Annotated in this window: 20 protein-coding genes, 1 pseudogene and 1 riboswitch; of the genes and pseudogenes, 14 read left to right on the top strand and 7 right to left on the bottom strand. The window is 45.0% G+C overall.

What is annotated here, in order from left to right:
• The first annotated feature begins 3 nt into the window (after positions 1 to 3).
• Positions 4 to 906, top strand: coding sequence for an alpha/beta fold hydrolase (locus tag ACP2WE_RS06810; protein WP_425214893.1), 903 nt, complete (start codon positions 4 to 6; stop codon positions 904 to 906).
• Between the two features lie 14 nt (positions 907 to 920).
• On the opposite strand, the gene pstA is transcribed toward ACP2WE_RS06810, so the two are convergent.
• From pstA to pstS, 3 genes are all read right to left on the bottom strand, one after another.
• The gene (gene pstA / locus ACP2WE_RS06805) at positions 921 to 1,844 is read right to left on the bottom strand and encodes a phosphate ABC transporter permease PstA (RefSeq protein WP_425214833.1); all 924 of its coding nucleotides are present in this window, start codon (positions 1,842 to 1,844) and stop codon (positions 921 to 923) included.
• Between the two features lie 68 nt (positions 1,845 to 1,912).
• Positions 1,913 to 2,872 (bottom strand): phosphate ABC transporter permease subunit PstC, encoded by a 960-nt coding sequence (pstC, locus tag ACP2WE_RS06800; protein WP_425214832.1) that lies wholly within the window; start codon positions 2,870 to 2,872, stop codon positions 1,913 to 1,915.
• A 140-nt stretch (positions 2,873 to 3,012) separates the two neighbouring features.
• Complete coding sequence (gene pstS / locus ACP2WE_RS06795; RefSeq protein ID WP_425214831.1) at positions 3,013 to 4,149, bottom strand: phosphate ABC transporter substrate-binding protein PstS; 1,137 nt, start codon at positions 4,147 to 4,149, stop codon at positions 3,013 to 3,015.
• Positions 4,150 to 4,972: 823 nt separating this feature from the next.
• Between pstS and pstB the strand changes: the two genes are divergently transcribed.
• From pstB to ACP2WE_RS06755, 8 genes and pseudogenes are all read left to right on the top strand, one after another.
• A complete protein-coding gene (gene pstB / locus ACP2WE_RS06790; RefSeq protein WP_425214830.1) occupies positions 4,973 to 5,776 on the top strand; it encodes a phosphate ABC transporter ATP-binding protein PstB in 804 nt (267 codons plus the stop codon).
• Positions 5,777 to 6,045: 269 nt separating this feature from the next.
• On the top strand, positions 6,046 to 6,861 hold the full coding sequence (locus ACP2WE_RS06785) for an ABC transporter ATP-binding protein (protein ID WP_425214829.1): 816 nt from the start codon (positions 6,046 to 6,048) through the stop codon (positions 6,859 to 6,861).
• Positions 6,862 to 6,866: 5 nt separating this feature from the next.
• A complete protein-coding gene (locus ACP2WE_RS06780; protein ID WP_425214828.1) occupies positions 6,867 to 8,117 on the top strand; it encodes an MlaD family protein in 1,251 nt (416 codons plus the stop codon).
• Positions 8,114 to 8,551 carry an NfeD family protein gene (locus tag ACP2WE_RS06775; RefSeq protein WP_425214827.1) on the top strand — a complete coding sequence of 146 codons (438 nt, stop codon included), beginning with the start codon at positions 8,114 to 8,116 and terminating at the stop codon, positions 8,549 to 8,551. Before ACP2WE_RS06780 ends, ACP2WE_RS06775 begins: the two co-directional genes overlap by 4 nt.
• 233 nt (positions 8,552 to 8,784) lie before the next feature.
• Positions 8,785 to 9,084, top strand: coding sequence for a hypothetical protein (locus ACP2WE_RS06770; protein ID WP_425214826.1), 300 nt, complete (start codon positions 8,785 to 8,787; stop codon positions 9,082 to 9,084).
• The gene (locus tag ACP2WE_RS06765; RefSeq protein ID WP_425214825.1) at positions 9,081 to 9,374 is read left to right on the top strand and encodes a type II toxin-antitoxin system RelE/ParE family toxin; all 294 of its coding nucleotides are present in this window, start codon (positions 9,081 to 9,083) and stop codon (positions 9,372 to 9,374) included. Before ACP2WE_RS06770 ends, ACP2WE_RS06765 begins: the two co-directional genes overlap by 4 nt.
• A gap of 44 nt (positions 9,375 to 9,418) precedes the next feature.
• A pseudogene (locus ACP2WE_RS06760) lies at positions 9,419 to 9,529 on the top strand (TetR family transcriptional regulator); the annotation flags it as partial.
• A gap of 80 nt (positions 9,530 to 9,609) precedes the next feature.
• Positions 9,610 to 10,602, top strand: a complete 993-nt coding sequence (locus ACP2WE_RS06755) for an SPFH domain-containing protein (RefSeq protein ID WP_425214824.1) — start codon at positions 9,610 to 9,612, stop codon at positions 10,600 to 10,602.
• Between the two features lie 91 nt (positions 10,603 to 10,693).
• Here ACP2WE_RS06755 and ACP2WE_RS06750 read toward each other — a convergent pair whose 3' ends face one another.
• Positions 10,694 to 10,915, bottom strand: a complete 222-nt coding sequence (locus ACP2WE_RS06750) for a DUF4327 family protein (RefSeq protein ID WP_425214823.1) — start codon at positions 10,913 to 10,915, stop codon at positions 10,694 to 10,696.
• Between the two features lie 335 nt (positions 10,916 to 11,250).
• Positions 11,251 to 11,460, top strand: a riboswitch (cobalamin riboswitch).
• A 74-nt stretch (positions 11,461 to 11,534) separates the two neighbouring features.
• Here ACP2WE_RS06750 and ACP2WE_RS06745 point away from each other — a divergent pair.
• The 3 genes from ACP2WE_RS06745 (at position 11,535) to ACP2WE_RS06735 (ending at position 13,837) form a co-directional block, all read left to right on the top strand.
• Positions 11,535 to 11,996, top strand: coding sequence for a hypothetical protein (locus ACP2WE_RS06745; RefSeq protein ID WP_425214822.1), 462 nt, complete (start codon positions 11,535 to 11,537; stop codon positions 11,994 to 11,996).
• 77 nt (positions 11,997 to 12,073) lie between these two features.
• Positions 12,074 to 12,943 carry a methyltransferase domain-containing protein gene (locus ACP2WE_RS06740; protein WP_425214821.1) on the top strand — a complete coding sequence of 290 codons (870 nt, stop codon included), beginning with the start codon at positions 12,074 to 12,076 and terminating at the stop codon, positions 12,941 to 12,943.
• Positions 12,944 to 13,036: 93 nt separating this feature from the next.
• Complete coding sequence (locus ACP2WE_RS06735) at positions 13,037 to 13,837, top strand: DUF362 domain-containing protein (RefSeq protein ID WP_425214820.1); 801 nt, start codon at positions 13,037 to 13,039, stop codon at positions 13,835 to 13,837.
• Between the two features lie 20 nt (positions 13,838 to 13,857).
• On the opposite strand, the gene ACP2WE_RS06730 is transcribed toward ACP2WE_RS06735, so the two are convergent.
• From ACP2WE_RS06730 to ACP2WE_RS06720, 3 genes are all read right to left on the bottom strand, one after another.
• Complete coding sequence (locus tag ACP2WE_RS06730) at positions 13,858 to 14,466, bottom strand: TFIIB-type zinc ribbon-containing protein (RefSeq protein WP_425214819.1); 609 nt, start codon at positions 14,464 to 14,466, stop codon at positions 13,858 to 13,860.
• 228 nt (positions 14,467 to 14,694) lie between these two features.
• Positions 14,695 to 15,318 (bottom strand): L-threonylcarbamoyladenylate synthase, encoded by a 624-nt coding sequence (locus tag ACP2WE_RS06725; protein WP_425214818.1) that lies wholly within the window; start codon positions 15,316 to 15,318, stop codon positions 14,695 to 14,697.
• 9 nt (positions 15,319 to 15,327) lie between these two features.
• Positions 15,328 to 15,921, bottom strand: a complete 594-nt coding sequence (locus tag ACP2WE_RS06720; RefSeq protein ID WP_425214817.1) for a DUF2854 domain-containing protein — start codon at positions 15,919 to 15,921, stop codon at positions 15,328 to 15,330.
• Positions 15,922 to 16,267: 346 nt separating this feature from the next.
• Between ACP2WE_RS06720 and rpoD the strand changes: the two genes are divergently transcribed.
• Positions 16,268 to 17,440, top strand: coding sequence for an RNA polymerase sigma factor RpoD (rpoD, locus tag ACP2WE_RS06715; protein ID WP_425214816.1), 1,173 nt, complete (start codon positions 16,268 to 16,270; stop codon positions 17,438 to 17,440).
• A gap of 25 nt (positions 17,441 to 17,465) precedes the next feature.
• Complete coding sequence (locus tag ACP2WE_RS06710; RefSeq protein WP_425214815.1) at positions 17,466 to 17,933, top strand: DUF29 domain-containing protein; 468 nt, start codon at positions 17,466 to 17,468, stop codon at positions 17,931 to 17,933.
• Positions 17,934 to 18,127 lie beyond the last annotated feature (194 nt).

Raw genomic sequence — 18,127 nt, 5'->3', positions numbered from 1 at the left:
TCCCTGTCCGAAATCAATGCTGAAGCCCTTACAGATCGCTTTTGGATGTGGCGAAATTACAAAATCTGCTATCGTGCAGCGGGTCTCGATCGAGGTGTAGAATCTCCTGCCGTTGTCTTGATTCATGGGTTTGGGGCATCCGTAGGACATTGGCGCAAAAATATACCCGCTTTGGCTGAGGTCAGTCGGGTATTTGCGATCGATCTGATTGGGTTTGGGGCATCTGAGAAACCCCATCCCAGTCGATCGCCCTATACCTTTGAAACTTGGGGAGCCCAAGTAGCTGATTTTGTGCGGGAGGTTGTGGGTAGCCCCGCGATTTTGATTGGGAACTCCATCGGTGCTGTGGTAGCTATGCAGACAGCGATCCTCGCCCCCGAATGGGTCGCAAAAACAATTTTGATTAACTGCTCTCTCCGCCTCTTGCAGGAACAAAAGCAAATCGCCTTACCTTGGTCGCAACGGGTAGGGGCAAAAGTGATGCAAAATATTTTGGGAAACCGCGCGATCGCCAAATTCTTTTTCGATTTTGTGCGACGTCCCCAAACGGTACGAAAAATTCTCCAGCAAGCCTATGTGCGTGACGAAGCCGTAACCGACGAACTCGTAGAGATTCTGGTAAAACCCGCGCAGGACAAACATGCCGTGGATGTGTTTATGGCATTTGTGCGCTATTCCCAAGGTCCCACCCCAGAGGAGTTGTTAGAAAAATTGCCTTGCAGTGCGATCGTGCTATGGGGAGAAAAAGATCCTTGGGAACCGATAGCGCTAGGCAGAGAATTTACAAAGTTCTCTTGTGTGAGGGACTTCATTGCCATTGCGAATGTTGGTCATTGTCCGCAAGATGAAGCCCCTGAGCTGGTCAATCCGATTCTAATCGCGGAGATCCAAAAAGCAAATTGCTAATCGTTAACAACTTTTTAATAGGTTCTCTTACCTGTAGCCAAGCGAGAAACGATACTGGTTGTCAAAACTAATCCCACTAAAACGAGCGCACCTGCCCAAGCAAGTTGCTGTTGGTTGATAAACTGAGGACCTCCGGGAACTCTAGCAAAATCGTAAACGAGTACGGATAGCGAAGCAGTCTTCTCTAAGATATTCGTCGTCCAGTATTGACTGGATAACGCAGTAAAGATTAAAGGAGCCGTTTCTCCTGCCGCTCTTGCTACGGCGAGCATTGCACCTGTAACGATCGCGGGTAAAGCCGCAGGTAAAACCACCAAAAATACGGTTTGAAATTTGGTTGCCCCGACTCCCACGGCAGCTTGGCGAATTTCTTGGGGTACGAGTTTCAAACTTTCTTCGGTGGTGCGCACAATAATAGGCAACATCAAGACAGACAATGCTACACCGCCTGCCACAGCAGAGAAGCCTAGCCCAAAAGAAAGATTTCCTTTAACCACAATGATGCCGTAAGCAAACACGCCAACGACAATGGATGGCACGCCGCTCAGAACGTTGGTCGCAAAGCGAATCCAAAAAACAATCGGCTTCTTGCCACCAAACTCAGAGACAAAGATGGCTGCCATTATCCCAAAAGGGACGCTAATTAATCCTGCGATCGCAACCATAACTAAAGTCCCTATAATCGCATTGCCTAAGCCACCTCCAGCGATGCCAGGAGCAGGGGGTAGTTGGGTAAACACGCCCCAGTCCAATCGACTCGCGCCTTTGAGGATTACATAGGTGAGCACGGCTACTAAGGGTAAGAGCGCGATCGCTGCCGAACTGACCGTAAGCACGGTCATCAGATTGCCAAAAAGGTTGCGCGGTGCAGAAGCGCTGCGTATCAAGGCTCCCATCGGGATTTTACTTGAAATGATATTTTCAGATTCAGAATTCATATGAAATGAAAGATTCGGTGGGCTGGAGATTCGGAAGATTATTTACGGTTAATAAAGGCTTGTCAGAGTTACTTTATTTTTTGAACCCGCATGATTAGCAGTTCGGCTAAAATGTTGACCAATAGCGTTAAACCAAATAGAACCAGCGCAGCATACATCAAGGCTGAGACCTGAAAGCCATCCGCCTCGGCAAACTCGTTTGCTAACTTTGCCGCGATTGAGTTGGAAGGAGCCAAAATAGAGAGGTTGATTTGTGATGAGTTGCCAATTAGCATAGTTACTGCCATGGTTTCGCCCATAGCTCGACCAAGGGCTAACATCACCGCACCAACAATACCTGAGAAAGAAGCAGGTATTAAGATTTGAAGGATCGTCTCCCATCTCGTAGCGCCTAAACCCATTGAAGCTTGTCGCAAGTCTGGGGGGACAGCGATCATGGCTTCGCGAGAAATCGATGCGATCGTCGGCAGAATCATAATTGCCAGAACAAGCGCGGCTGGGAGCATTCCCGTTCCGCTTAGCGGTGTGCTAAACAGCGGAAACCATTTAAAATTGGCATACAGAAAATCACCAAAAGGTTTAACGATGGGAATTAAAACGAAAATACCCCACAGCCCGTAAACCACGCTGGGAATCGCCGCCAAAAGCTCCACCAAAAACACGAGAACTTCTTGAACTTTCTTCGGAAGAAAATCAAACTCTTCACTCAAAAAAGTTGCAACGCCGACACCAATCGGCACAGCAATTAACAGAGCAATAAAAGAACTAACCAACGTGCCATAAATCTGAGGTAAAGCGCCGTAGGCATCTCTCGTGGCATCCCAGTCACTAGAAAAAAGGAAGCCCAATCCATACCTGCCAATTGCAGGAGAGGCATCAATCGCTACCTTAATCACCATCGAGATCAGGATGACAGCGACACCGATCCCAAAAATTCGAGTTAGCCAGACAAAGCCTTGGTCAAGCGCTTGAGCTACGCCCGAACGTTGCGGCAGTTTTACTTCAATGTCTACAGTTTCGGAACTCATTGTTCAAATATTGATGTAATAGGTTAAATGGATCGCAAAATCAGAATCTAAGAGAAAAAGGGCAAGGTCGAGAATTACATCTCTAAACTTTGCCCTAAACCAGAAAACAGTCTCAGAGAAGATTGCCATTCGACAACCGATTAGGCAATTGTTGCGATAGCAGGTTTAACCTTGCTAACGACCTCAGATGGTAAAGGCACATAACCTAATTCACTGCTGAACTTTTGTCCGTCAGTTAAACCCCATTCCAACATTGCCTTGATAACTTCAGCTTTGACAGGATCGTCATACTTCTTGTAAGCCATAATCCAAGTGAATGTAACAATTGGATAAGCCGTATCACCTGCTGGATCTGAAACAAATCCTAAGAAGTTAGCGGGTAAATCTACTGTAGCGAGAGATTTTGAAGCAGTATCTCCATCAGCTTTGACATACTTGCCAGCTTTATTCTCTAACGTAGCGATTGCAATGTTGTTCTTGACTGCATAGCCATATTCGGTGTAGCTGATTGCACCAGCGGTTTGTTGAACTTGTGCTGCAATACCCTCATTGCCTTTAGCACCAGTACCTGTTGGCCATTGCAAAGACTTACCTTCACCGGGACCACCCTTCCAGTCAGCATTAATTGCACTCAAGTGCTTGGAAAATACTGCAGTAGTGCCGCTTCCATCGGAACGGTAAACAACAGAAATTGGTAGATCGGGAAGCTTAGCACCTTCATTAATCTTAGCGATCGCAGGATCGTTCCACTTCGTAATCTTGCCCAAGAAGATATTGACGTAAACTTCGCGACTGAGCTTAAGTTCCTTAACGTCAGGTAAATTATAAGCAATTACGATGCTACCTGCTGTTGCAGGTACAAGAATTACGCCCTTGGCAACTTTAGCAATTTCAGCTTCTTTCATGCCATCGTCACTTGCACCAAAATCAACAGTGCCAGCCACAAACTGCTTGACTCCAGCGCCGCTACCTACAGATTGATAGCTAATTTGGATATTTGGATATTTTTTGTTAAATTCTGAAAACCAACGTTGGTACAGGGGAGCGGGAAATGAAGCACCAGCACCACTGATGGATATGGTCTTACCACCTGCTAGCTGAGCTGATGTAGATGAAGGTGTGTTAGCAGCAGTAGTAGAAGCAGGACTGCTGGTAGCAGGTTTCGTTTCGGTCGTAGCAGTAGGAGTTGACGAGGTACAAGATACCATGGCAAAACCAAGTCCGCCAAGAGATAGATAGATTGCCTTACGACGAGATAGTTTCAAGCTAGGACGCATAGTGATGATGGGATGAAACCTTTAATAGTTCTGGAGTTGCTTACATAAAATATTTCCAAGGAAATACTTTTAGATGAGCTACAGTGTTTGCTCAAAAAAACTACAATGCGTAATACCACACTGCGTTAACTTCAAACCATTTAAAATCAACAGCTTGTAGATAAGCCAAAGTTTTAAAGCTCAAACAAAATTACAATACAACTTAAAGGTAAAGGGAAAGTTAAGGCGGAAAAAATACAGTATTAAAAGTAGCAAAACAATCTAAATATTTATGCAGTAAATCAAAGATTTTATACTAATCTCGCATGCTTACTAGCGCCAAAATTATCTTATAGCAAGGGTCTTAGGGTTTTTAAAAGCTTTTCACGAAAGTGTACCCAAGGTGATATATATTTCTAAATGAGCTGCATCCTATTACCCTATAACTATAATTTTCGATTAATAGCGTAATATAGAGTTAGGGTATGTAATTATTATCGTGAACGGTAAATTCAAAATAATTATGAATTGAGAAGAATTTATTCTAAAAAGTTCCATTAATCCTACAAAACAATCCTCCCAAATCATCAATTTCATCAGATTTGGATAAACGGAGGAAGCATCTTTCCCTACTTGCAATTTTAATTACCTCTACTACTTTCATGGTTAAGTTTACCTAGATATGAGGAATGATTTCGGCTAGAGACTAAACTCCAGCCAACTGAATATAAGAAAGCAAGCAAAAGGTACATAGCTGAGATACAGATATCCAAACTGTGCAGCTTGTAAAAGGCTTTGATCTCTGGATAAACCTTAATTAACCCCAAAATCATCAAAAGCGATCATGAATTCAAATCCTACAGAAAGTGCGATTATCAAATGTGATGACGTCGCAGTCTATTACGGTTCTTTTCTTGCCGTCTCTGGAGTCAACTTAACAATCAACACCAACCAAATTACCGCGTTTATTGGTCCTTCTGGATGTGGGAAAAGTACGGTTTTACGTTGTTTCAATCGCTTAAACGATTTAATTTCTGGTGCTAGAGTAGAAGGTAAAATCACCTTTGGTAAGCACGATCTTTACGACTCTAAAATTGATGCCGTGGCGGTGCGCCGACGTATAGGCATGGTGTTTCAGCGCCCCAACCCATTTCCAAAATCCATCTATGAAAATATCGCCTTTGGTCCCCGCATCAATGGCTTTAAGGGCAGCAAGAGCGATATGGACGATCTCGTCGAACGATCCCTAAAACAGGCAGCCATTTGGGATGAAGTTAAGAACAAATTGGGCGAAAGTGGACTCGCTCTTTCTGGCGGTCAGCAGCAAAGATTGTGTATTGCTCGTGCGATCGCGGTGGAACCAGAAGTGATCTTGATGGATGAGCCCTGTTCTGCCCTCGATCCGATTTCTACGCTGAGAATTGAGGAACTGATGACAGAACTCAAACAGCGCTTCACGATTGTGATCGTTACCCACAATATGCAGCAGGCTTCACGAGTATCAGATATAACAGGCTTTTTTAATACAGAGCTCGATAAGCGCGGACAACGCACTGGCAAACTCGTAGAAGTCGATCGCACGCCAGTGATCTTTAGCTCGCCCAATCAAACTGCCACCGAAGAGTATGTCAGCGGTCGCTTTGGCTAAGTAGTTTTTTCACTAGACTGAATAAAACAAATAGTCTAAAACAGCTTTCCTGCGCAAATTAAAAATTCATCGATTTTATAAAGCCTGCTAACGTAGGCTTTTTTTAGCACTTGAATTCATAAGCCCCTCAGCATTATTGCCTATCGTTGCAGTAAGTGGGGTTATGTGCTTCATGCTATGTTTTATGGGTATGCGATCTTTTTGTAGTTCACAGAGTTTTTCATTTAGCTTTTTCGCCTAGTTTTTTCGTTTAGCTTTTCACTTAGCTTATGACTAGCTCATCGAGCATCACGCTGCAAAAACCTCCCTTATTGGAACTAAGAGGAATCCATAAACGTTTTGGCAACAATGTCATCCTCGATGGTATTGACCTCAAGGTTTACCCCGGGGAAGCGATCGCAATCATTGGTCCCTCAGGTACTGGCAAGTCTACGATCTTGCGCATTATCTGTGGGCTACTGGAGCCTGACGAGGGTGAGGTACTGCTCAATGGCAAGCCTGTACGCGGTGTTATAGAGGCAGAAGCTGAGGTTAACATTGGCATGGTGTTTCAGCAGGCAGCCCTTTTTGACTCATTGACTGTGGCTGAGAATGTGGGCTTTTCTTTGTTTGAGCGATCGCACCTGTCTCGCAAACAAATTTTAGAACTGGTCGAGGAGAAACTAGCCTTGGTAGGGTTACCTAATATTTGCGATCGCTTTCCCAGCCAGCTCTCAGGCGGGATGCGCAAACGGGTCAGTTTTGCCCGTGCCATTTTAGAAGATCCGACCGTGACCAACACCGCCAAAAAGATCCTGCTCTACGACGAACCTACAGCAGGGCTAGATCCCGTAGCCTCGACCATTATTGAGGATCTGATCAAATCTTTAAAGGTAGAACAGCAGGTCTGCGATAGTTTTATTGTGGTCACCCATCAAGAAAGTACGATTCGCCGCACCAGCGATCGCCTGATTATGCTCTATAAAGGCGAGATCAGGTATTCTGGAAGCATCAGTACAATTGATACAACCGATAATCCGCACATACGCCAGTTTTTTAGTGGTAGTACGGAAGGACCAATTCAGATTGTGGGTAAGGAGGCATAGTTGTAGTGCAGTCAAGATCGTTACGCGACGGCTCATTGGGATTGTTGATTTTAGTTGGCATCTTTTTATTTGGTGGTGCCATCTTTTGGCTGAAAGGTCTACGCATCGGCGATCCTCAGTTCAGCTTTGTAATTAAATTTCCTGACACCAGTGGTTTAGATGTCGGCTCCCCCGTTAAATTTCGTGGAGTCGCGGTAGGTAAAGTCCAAAAGATTGTCGCCGCATCCGCCAATGTTGAAGTCACCGTTGTGATTGAGAATCCCAAGTTAGCAATTCCACTGCAATCATCGGTAGAAACTACGCAAAGTGGTTTGTTAGGTGGCACATCCATCGATATTTTCCCCCAGGCAAATATTGGTAGCGATTCTGGCTTTGACCCGATCGCCCAAAACTGTAATGCCCAAGTCATTGTCTGTCAGGGCAAAACGATCGAGGGGGAACGCGGTGTTAACTTTACGCAAACCCTCAGAGAAACTACACTTGCACTCCGCAAAGTTAACGAACAGGGGCTGATCGAGAAACTGAGTAGTACCTTACAAACCGTTGAAGCCACTGCCCGTAGTTTTAAAAAGCTATCAGAGACTGCCACTCGTGCCATTAGCACCTTTGAAGGTCAAGCCTCCAAATTTGGGGATACGGCTACTGCGATCGCACGGGCTGCCGACCAAGTCACAATTACGGCTAGTAGTGCGGATGATTTGATTCAAGTCAACCGTGAAAAATTAGCACAGACCCTTGATGGGATTGCCGCAGCATCGAGAGAAGCGCGATCGCTGATCGCCAGTGCCAAGCCTTTACTTGCCGATGGTAAGTTTGTGGAAAGTCTGCAAAAGCTCTCTGAAAATGCCGCAGAAACAGCTTCTAACCTGCGCAAACTCACGGGCGAGATGAATAATCCTGCCACGATCGCAACGCTTAGAGAGACCCTAGACTCTGCTCGGGCAACCTTTGCCAATGCGCAAAAGATTACCGCCGATCTAGACGAACTCACGGGCGATCCCAAGTTTCGCAACAACATTCGCAATTTGGTGAATGGACTCAGTGGTTTACTGTCAACTGCCCCTAGTCTAACGGTTCCTCCAACAGCGGCAAATCCTGCTCCCGATCTCAAACTACCCGTTGAGGTTGCCAAAAGTAAGTCGCCTGTCAATCCCTCTGACAAACACAAACAAGAAAAAATTAAAGTCAATAGTCTCAAACCCAATACCGTCATTGGTAAGCCTTCTGATGTCCCGCCCGATCCTAAAAATGAATGAACCTGACGCCTAGCCAAATATGGCTTGTAATTTCTGTTGTCCTGCTGTTGGTGGAATTGCTCGTTCCTATTCCAACATTTTTAATTGCGGGTGCAATGGGTCTGGCAGCCTTATTTGTGGCAGCGATCGCGTTTGTCATTCCATCCATAGAAATACAAATTGGGTTGTGGATTTTGGCTTCGGCTGGTCTGATTTGGTATTCTCGCCGCTTTATCCCCAAAGATTCGCATCAACTCAAAGATGCCACCGAAGGTATAACGCTCACAGCCATTCCCGCAGGGGAGTCAGGACGCGTACAGTATGAAGGTAATTCGTGGAAAGCCCGTTGCGAAGATCCCGATCTGACAATTCCAGCGCAGCAAAAGGTAGTAATCGTGCGTCGTCAGGGCACGACTTTAATCGTCGTACCTGAATATTGGCTGCATGGTGATTAGTTGTCATAATCCATATATCGATTTATCGGAAAAATGGAAACAGGTCAAATTCTTGACGAATTTCCAAAAGCGAACGATCGAACAGATGTTTGTAGCTCGATGAACTAAGCGACCTCCCACAACCTCCAATCCCCATAAGTGATGCTCCTTAAAGCTACCCAAAGAAACTAGACGCGATCGCCAAAAGGCTACATTATAGTAAAGCTATTCTCCTCATATGGGTCGAATAAATCATGCAACTCACCCTCAGCCAAGCACAAACCCAAATCCTCGAAACACTAGTTAAACAAGGGCAATACCCCTCATTAGAAGAAGCTCTCAACACAGCTTTGCTATTACTGATTGATGAAGTTGTACTGCCCGAGCCAGACAATAGTCCAGAATACTTAATCTGGGCTGAAGCGACCCGCCGAAAAATTAATGCTGCAAGGGAACAGGCAAGACGAGGTGAAGTGCTAGAGGTAGATGAGGTGCTGACTCAACTAAGAGCTAAAGTGCAAACTGCCAAAGCAGTCAAAGAAGCCAAAGTATGAAGTTGGTCATTACGCTTGATGCGAGTCGAGACCTCTCGGAAATTTCAGACTATTTTCTAGAGCAAAGCATAGATGCAGGCGATCGTTTTGTTGAAGGATTTGGTAAAAAATGCCAACATCTCGCCCAATTTCCATACTTGGGGCGATCTTACGATCCACTAGCTTCTGGTTTGCGAGGAATATCGTTGATGGATTACATCATCTTTTACCAAATTGTTGAAGGGGGGATTGAAATCTTGAGGGTAGTTAGTGGCTATCGAGATCTACAGTTTGTTTTCAACAAAAACTAATCCGATTCCTTTCTAGCTACTCACATCTATGAGCGATCGGCCGAATGAGTGGAATTATGCTGTATGCCTTAATCTTTCAGCCCACAACCGAATCATGGACGGCTTACATAAGCCGTGCCCTACGTTTTTTTCTTAAAGATGCGGAAATCTCTTGATGCTCCTGTAAGAAGTCACGCGATCGCGTGACTTTTAAAGACTGAGGTATGCTGGTAGATAGAGTTCAAAATTAGCAAATATGGCCGACTTTATTAGTGTAATCGTTGGTAGTGTCGTTGTTTTAGGCATTGGAGCTAATTCGTTTAAGGTTATCAATCAAGGTGAAGAAGCTTTGGTTGCAACCTTTGGTAAATATAAACGCAAGCTTTCAGCGGGACCAAATTTTATCGTCCCCATTGTCGATACGATCGCATACAAAGGCTCGATCAAAGAACAAGTTCTCGATATTCCTCCCCAACAATGTATTACCAGAGATAACGTTGCGATTACGGCTGATGCCGTAATTTACTGGCGCATCGTCGATATGGAGAAAGCTTTTTATCGTGTTGAGAATCTGCGTCAAGCCATGACCAATATTGTGCTAACCCAGATTCGGTCTGAGTTAGGTAGCTTGGAGCTCGATCAAACCTTTACTGCGCGTTCTCAAATCAATGAGATTCTCTTACGGGATCTTGATGATGCCACCGATCCTTGGGGTGTAAAAGTTACAAGGGTAGAATTGCGTGACATTTTACCCGCTAAGGCAGTACAGGAGTCTATGGAACTTCAAATGACCGCCGAACGTAAAAAAAGAGCGACAATTCTCACATCGGAAGGAGAACGCGAGTCAGCCATCAATAAAGCCAAAGGTTTAGCCGATGCTCAGGTTTTAGCGGCAGAAGCACAGCAAAAGGCAGCAATTCTAGAAGCGGAGGGTCAAAAGCAAGCTCGCGTACTTAGAGCTGAGGCGCAACGGCAAGAGCAGGTGCTGCGATCGCAGGGTACAGCCCAAGCCCTCCAAGTTTTGGTTCAAGCGACCAAGGGAAATCCCCAAGCGCAGTCTGCTTTACAATTCCTGCTTGCCCAAAACTACATCGACATGGGAGCGACAATCGGTGCCAGTAACAGCAGCAAAGTCATGTTTATGGATCCGCGCACGATTCCCGCTACTTTAGAAGGGATGAAGTCGATTATTAGTGAGCCCAGTGACGCAATGCCCGTCGATGGTTTACCCAGTGACTGGGGCAAATAGCTAAGTGCAAATATGGCAAGAAAATACTTAGCTATCAGCATTCAGGTTGCAACTGACAACTGATAGCTAAAAGTATTTAGCTAAATGCTATTTACTCTTCTTCATCCCATGCTTCTACTTCTAATAGGCTGCTGATGGCATCTTGGGTACTAAAACCAAATTCTGACAGTTCCTGTTTCCAGTGCTGCCATTCGTCCCCAAAAATCAAGGAAATTTGCCATAGGCAATCGCTTGGCTTGACCAACTTAGATTTAACCAGCGATCGCACTTGGTTTTGAAACTTCACCATAGGGTGAGCTACTTGTGTATTCATAAACTCCGTAAAGGTTGCATTCGTTCTATAAGACAGGTGCGATTTTTGAAACTTTAAGATCGTCAACCTGAATATTGTGGCAATTCAATCTCTTGGCAGCTTAGGATCTGGGCAATTCGATCAACTCAAAGAGTCTCAAACTTGCCCGATCTCGACTTTGCCTATTTAAACTTAGCTTAAAAATTGGTAAAGGACTAAACGCCAACATTCTGCGTTGCCAGCTTTGCATATTACACCTGAAATCCATATTTTGCAAATTCTATATCTGGATTTTTTGATTTTTAGCCAAGATCGCTGAAATTTTGGTTGTTACGCTGACCGAATCTCTCGTATGTTAAAGTTGAGAAACTGTCGGTTCTAGTGGGAAACAGCCACTAGAGGTAACGGGGAAAACCTGGTGTGAGTCCAGTACTGTCCCGCAACTGTAAATTTAGTAGCCAGCAAACATTTAGCAGCACACAGTGAGTTGGTAATTTCACGAAAAACTGCGAACTAATCACTGGTAACTTTTGAGTCAGAATGCCCGCCGATCGCGCCATCGACCCATCAAAACAATGATTCATCTGCGAGGTATAGATGATGTTTATAAATTTAAAAAGCTCGTTGTCCCAATCTATAGGTGCGGGGCGGTTCATTGCGCTTTAACGATAGTGACTGGCAAGGAAATTTTGGCTATTGGCAAAGTGGATTTATTCACGCCAACCTAATGATGATTGGATACCATGCTTGGAAAGGCTTTCTGCAATCGGGTCGAGGAATTGTAGATTGTACTGTCGATGCCAAAATCATTCATTCTTCCACAGCAATTACCGATTTAGTTCCATTTCAAATTCAATTTATTTCACAAACGCAGATACCCGACCATCCTCCCATTGGCAGTCTAGAGCCAGATGTAATCGAAATGCTTCTGCAAGTGGTGCAGACTTACAATCCGCACCGAGAAGCAATTATGTTATTGGCGGCTGGTCGCCAGGCTGAGTTTACTCTCTTGCAAAATATGGCGATCGCTCCGTCTGAATGCTACGACCAAGTTTGCAATCGTTGGGAAGAGTTTGAGTTCAGTCCATCTCAACGAGTTTGAAAGGATCGATCTCAGATTTAGACCAATATCCCTATCACAAATTAGATAAATCACAAATTATATGAATCACAAATTATATGAATAAAGTAACTCGCTATCAAAATGCCGCACTCCAATACTATATGGAGATCACGGGTTCTCAGTACCTCCACTATGGCTATTGGGAACCAATCCCCACCTCATTCGACGATCTGACAATTTTAGGGCTCCGCAAAGCCCAAGAATCCTACGCTTATCATTTACTTGCTTTTATTCCTGAAGGAGTTCACACCATCCTTGATGTCGGCTGTGGCATCGGTGGGAATGCCGCTTATTTACTTAAGCAAGGCTTTAAAGTCGAAGGCTTAGCTCCAGATCCATCCCAACAGGAAGGTTTTCTCACTCGCACGGGCGGTGAAGCGCCCTTTCATATGTCAACATTCGAGAAATTTGTAGAAACTTCTCACGCCAAAAATCCCTCACCTGCTTACGATCTGTTGCTATTTAGCGAAAGCAGTCAATATATGTCAGCAAAAGATATTGCAGAGGGTGCAGCCCACTTAGCCGTAAAGGGTGGCTATGTCTTGCTCGCTGATATGTTACGCACCAACGCAGAGTACCGTGAAGGGATGTTCTCAAACTGCCATGTTGTAGCCGACTTAAAGGCTGCAATGGAACGAGCGGGGTTCAAACTGGTTAAGTCTGAGGATATTTCGGCTCATATTGCGCCAACCATCGATATTTGCGTGCATAACTTCCAGATTTTTGGTCTGTCAACGATCCACTATTTGTCAAATCTCGTCCAGATTGCCGTTCCTCCGATATACGCGTTGATCGATCGTCTATTTGGCGATCGCTTCAAGAAGCTCGTCGCTGAGGGTGAAGCCGCTTCATCGTTATTCAAGCAACATCTTTGCTACGAAATTCAACTTTGGCAATTAGCCGATCCCGCCTCGGTAAAAGTCTAATACCATTTTTTGAAAAGACCGCGCTCTGCGCGGAACCCAAAACCCGATCTGTGGCAAATTCAAGGGAAATTGGTATAAGTCGGAGACAAGGGAATGCTAGGTCAGGGAAATTCTGAAGTTCAAATCGCAGACACCGATGCGTTTATCTATCAACCGCCAGCCCGTGCGATCGCGGCAAAACGGATTTTGGTAAAACCCAACCTCGGCTATCCTGTCAAGCCGCCCGTAACCGTGAGCATGCAGGTCTTAGATGCAGTTCTAAAAGGGTTAAGGTTAGCCAGCCCCAAGGCTGAGATTCTAATCGTAGAGGGCGTATGTTCGCCCGTCAGCCTCTCTGAGATTGCCCGTCGCCATGGTTTAGATGAACTTCTCGACGATGGAATGCAGTTGCTCGATGCGGACACCTTACCCCTTGTTGAATATGTGAATCGATCGCCCCAACCCGTTCGATTTAAAAGCATGTTTGCCCCTGCTCTATTACAAGAAGTTGACTGCCGTATTACTATCGGTGCGCTCAAACGCACGCATCTCAAGGGCGAATCGCTGGTTTCCGCTTCTTTAAAAAATCTGTATGGGCTATTCCCCCGATCGCATTACAAAGCCAGAAGTGCAAATTCGCGAGGGCAATTGCATCGTCCTTCGGTTCCGTTAATTTTGCAGGATGTTTACTTTAGCCTCGGCTATTTGTTTGATGGCGCTGTTGTAGATGGCGATCGCAAATATTTCAGTCCTGATTGGAAACCTGACAAAGGCAGGGCGATCGCTTTGGGCAAAGTGTTTTGGGGTGAAGATCCAATTTCTGTAGACCGAGAAGCCTGTGCGGTTGGCGAGGAACCCATGCCTAGCTATTTGGATGCGATCGCGCAATTGCGAAATTTAGCGGACGAAATTTAGATGAAATTTAGCGGAATCGCTCAGGCATTGCCCTTGGCGTCTTTATCTGAGTTTTTATCGAATCGACGGATCACGTAAGCGATCGCAAAGCTGCCATTCTCATGCTTTTCTAGGGCATCCGCCAGATCGAAAGTTCGTTGTGCTAATTCTATGCCTAATTTTTCAATCACAGCCTGTCGTTCCTGTTCGAGTTGCACCTTCTCGCGCATTTGTGCTTGCCATGGGCTCGAAAAAAGCTGTGGAATTTTTGTCGTTAACTCTAACTTTTCTAAAACTTCCCATTCGCCTTTGTCACACCAAATTCCGCTACAAACTGGACAACGCTCTAGATAAAAAGGTTGTTTAAGACTTATTTTCGTCCTTGCCAAGTAACTCCCACATTCTGGACATAAACCCGCTTTTGCATCCGTTGCAGCAGGGGCAAAATTCAGCGATTCATCGAGAAATGCTGGTTCTGTCACGGGCAACTCCACAGATTCTTGGAGAGCGATCAGTTGTTGTGCCTGCCATTGTTCGTACTCGACACAGGGGATCCAATTGCCTTCACAGGTCGAACAATGACAAACGGATAGACCCTGACTGAGCTGACTTGCCACCAGTTGAACCTGTTTATCTTTAGGGCATCGCATCAAAGTTCTCCGTTTTCCCAAAAGTTTGACAAATTGACATGCTCCAAAACTGCGGATTCAAAATCAAGAATCTTTGCATGACATCATACAGGCGAAACCCAAAAATGAACTTTCTGAAGCCTCAAAAAATTAATTTCCGAGTACTCTATGTCTTAGCAAAAGGTTTTGTCAAAACCTAGATCGAGCGAATTTTCAACTTCTAGCCCAGCTAAATGATTTCGATCCAAATTAATGCGATCCAATAATTTCAGAAAGCTTGACCGAGCCCTGCCGTCTGATTTGCCAACCTGTGTCAGTCCACTCTGCCACTGTGGAGGGGGAGCCACTTCCTGTCACGATTTCAAGATTTTCTTCCTTACCTAGCCCATTCTCTAAGCGATCGCCTAAAACCAGTACTTCAGGAAAATAGTTAGAAATCTCTAACATCTTTCGCATCGGTGGTTGTCCGCTTGGGTTGGCGCTCGTCGTTAATAAGGCTCCTGTTTGTTGTAGCAGGGCGAGCGCAATTGGGTGCTCGGGGATGCGCACCCCAATCGTATCAAAGTCGGGATTCAGTTGACGACCTAGAAAATTTGCTGGCAAAACCAAGGTTAAAGCCCCTGGTAAGTATTGTTTCGCCACTTTACGCCAAAGCGGTAAGGCAGAATGTTCGGTATCTACAAACCTCAATAGCTCGTCCAGCTTCGCTGCCATTAAAATGAGCGGCTTGTCTTTGGGACGTTGCTTGAGCGCAAAAATTTCGTCGGTTCTGCTAGCGATCGCAGCTAAAGCTGGCACAGTGTCAGTAGGAAAACTTACAAGTCTCCCAGATCGCGCACCTGCAACCAATGCTGCCATAGAGACTAGTGCCATAATCCCAATTTAAACTTTTGCTTCGATTTCTTTAGCAGACTCTCCAGTAAGTGCGGTCAAATATAAATCGACCACCCGATCTTCAGGCTGTAGGACATGAGCGAGAACCCCTGGACCAAAAAATCGCGTAAATTTTTCCTGTTTTTGCTGCCAAGTATCCCAGCCAATTAGCGGTGAGTTAAATCGTAAGACCAAACTATAAGCACCCTGAGTTGCCTCAGAAGCAGAAATTTCTTCATACAGACCTGATAAAACTGGACGCTCCTCATCGGTAGGACTCAAGCCCAATTTGTCTAACACCTGATCTAAATGCGCCTCAATGCCATAGCGATAGCGCGTTACATCCTTACGTACTTGATTTTGGGTTGAGGTTGCCTGCGTTTCTCGCAGTTTCACAACAGCAGCAGAAGCAGGAGATAAAACCTTCACTGGCTTCACTTCAGACGACTTTAGCGCGGCTCCCCCCAACAAAATCGGGATGCCATAAAAAAAACCAACCAAGTTTAAGGTTGAGTTACCTTGAGCGTAGGCAAAAAATCCGACCAAACTCAGCGAAGCTCCAACCAAGAGGAGCACTGAGGCTAATGACACTTTACGCAACATAATTCAATTAGCTTAACAATACTTAATCAATCTATCTGGTTTCGGTGTCATCCGAGTAAAAAGTTGTAAGACAGCATGTCATAGAGCCTCACTTTTGTGTTAGAAAGGCTACAATCAATCTTGTTACATTTGTGGATGTGCCAGAATAGTAAAGCGTTGCCTGCATTGCTGTCCAAAAGCACTGAATGAAACGCTGACTTTGAAGTTAGAATTAAGCCCTATGGCTTTAGTTCTCAGACACACCTTCCTGTAGCATATACAGCTAGGTATCCTGTCTGCATCTTCCCACATACATAGATTACAAAGCATTGCAGTTTAGACAAGTACGGAATCTGAGGAATCTGGCATGAGCAAAGCCATCAACTTACTCCCTGAGGTCATGTTGCCTACCGATCAAATTGAGGACAGTGAAGAAGAAGACATTGATCTAGAAGATGATGACAGAAGTGACGATCTAGATTCAGCAGACCCTTTAGATATTGCTTCCGATGAGGAAGATGGTGGTAAGTTAGCCAAAACGAAGGGCGCAAAAAAAACACGAGCCAGTCAGACCAAGAAAAAGCACTTTACCGAAGATTCAATTCGGCTATATCTTCAAGAAATTGGTCGTATTCGCCTACTCAGAGCGGATGAAGAAATTGAGCTTGCCCGCAAAATTGCTGATTTGCTAGAGCTTGAGCAAAAACGCGAAGAGATTGCCAATCAACACGACTGTCCACCTGATGATGTCAAAGAGTCAGAATGGGCAGAGCGCATGGAAATGTCTCTGGGTGCTTTTCGCCAACGTTTGCATTCAGGCAGACGCGCCAAAGACAAGATGGTGCAGTCAAATCTGCGTCTGGTTGTCTCGATCGCCAAGAAATACATGAATCGCGGTCTGTCGTTTCAAGATCTGATTCAAGAAGGTAGCCTTGGTCTGATCCGTGCCGCCGAAAAGTTTGACCATGAGAAGGGCTATAAGTTCTCAACCTATGCAACTTGGTGGATTCGGCAGGCAATTACCCGTGCGATCGCCGATCAGTCCCGCACGATCCGCTTACCCGTTCACCTGTACGAAACCATTTCGCGGATCAAAAAAACCACAAAGCTACTTTCTCAAGAAATGGGGCGCAAGCCTACCGAAGAGGAAATCGCTACGCGCATGGAAATGACTATTGAGAAATTGCGCTTTATCGCCAAGTCTGCTCAATTGCCAATTTCTTTAGAAACTCCCATTGGTAAAGAAGAAGACTCGCGTCTAGGTGATTTTATTGAGTCAGACGGAGAAACTCCAGACGACCAAGTTGCCAAGAGTTTGCTGCGCGAAGATCTTGAGAGTGTCTTGGGAACACTTAGTCCTAGGGAACGCGATGTTTTGCGTCTGCGTTATGGGCTAGACGACGGGCGCATGAAAACCCTTGAAGAAATCGGGCAGATTTTTAACGTTACCCGCGAACGCATTCGCCAAATTGAGGCAAAGGCACTGCGCAAGTTGCGCCACCCCAATCGCAATAGCGTCTTAAAAGAGTACATTCGCTAATTTCTCAAGCTAATTTCTCAAACCCATGACACAAGTAATTGCGTCTGAACCCTCAAAAATCTCACTTTATGAGCGCGATCTTAATCTCTGGTTAGAGCAGGCGATCTCGCAATTAAAGTCTGGCGATTTTCACAATCTTGATGTTGTCAATCTAATTGAGGAGTTAGAAGGTTTGGCCGGCAGGGATAGACGAGAGCTAAAAAGCAGATTGAGAACATTGCTAGAGCATTTACTCAAGCGGATATATATCAATCTGCCCGAATGCTTCAATGGTTGGGAAATCACGATTAGAGAACAGCGATCTCAACTAGAAGACATATTCGAACAGTCTCCAAGCCTAAAGGCAATCTGGGAAGAGGCTTTTAATAGTGCGTGGCGATCGGCGCTAAAAAATACTTGCCAAGAGTATCGTAATTTTACATTTCCCGACGCATGGCAATTTAGCCACGATATTGACTCACTATTAACTATTGATTTTTGGGAAGAAATTTAACGCACAAGAGAGTTGTAATTAATTTGTAGTGCATGGCTCATGTCTGCATAGGCTGAAAGGCCGTGCTACGCCCTCAAACAATATAGGAGCGCTATAGTTTTAAACCTGTTACTTGGTGAGTCTCTCCAAATTTGGAATTGTTCTGCCTTCTCAATAAAATTGTACTTAGCCTAAACACAGGTGTTATACTTAGA

The organism is Tumidithrix helvetica PCC 7403 (genome assembly GCF_965232925.1).
GTDB lineage: Bacteria > Cyanobacteriota > Cyanobacteriia > Pseudanabaenales > Pseudanabaenaceae > Tumidithrix > Tumidithrix helvetica.
This window is presented reverse-complemented; position numbering and strand designations above follow the sequence as displayed.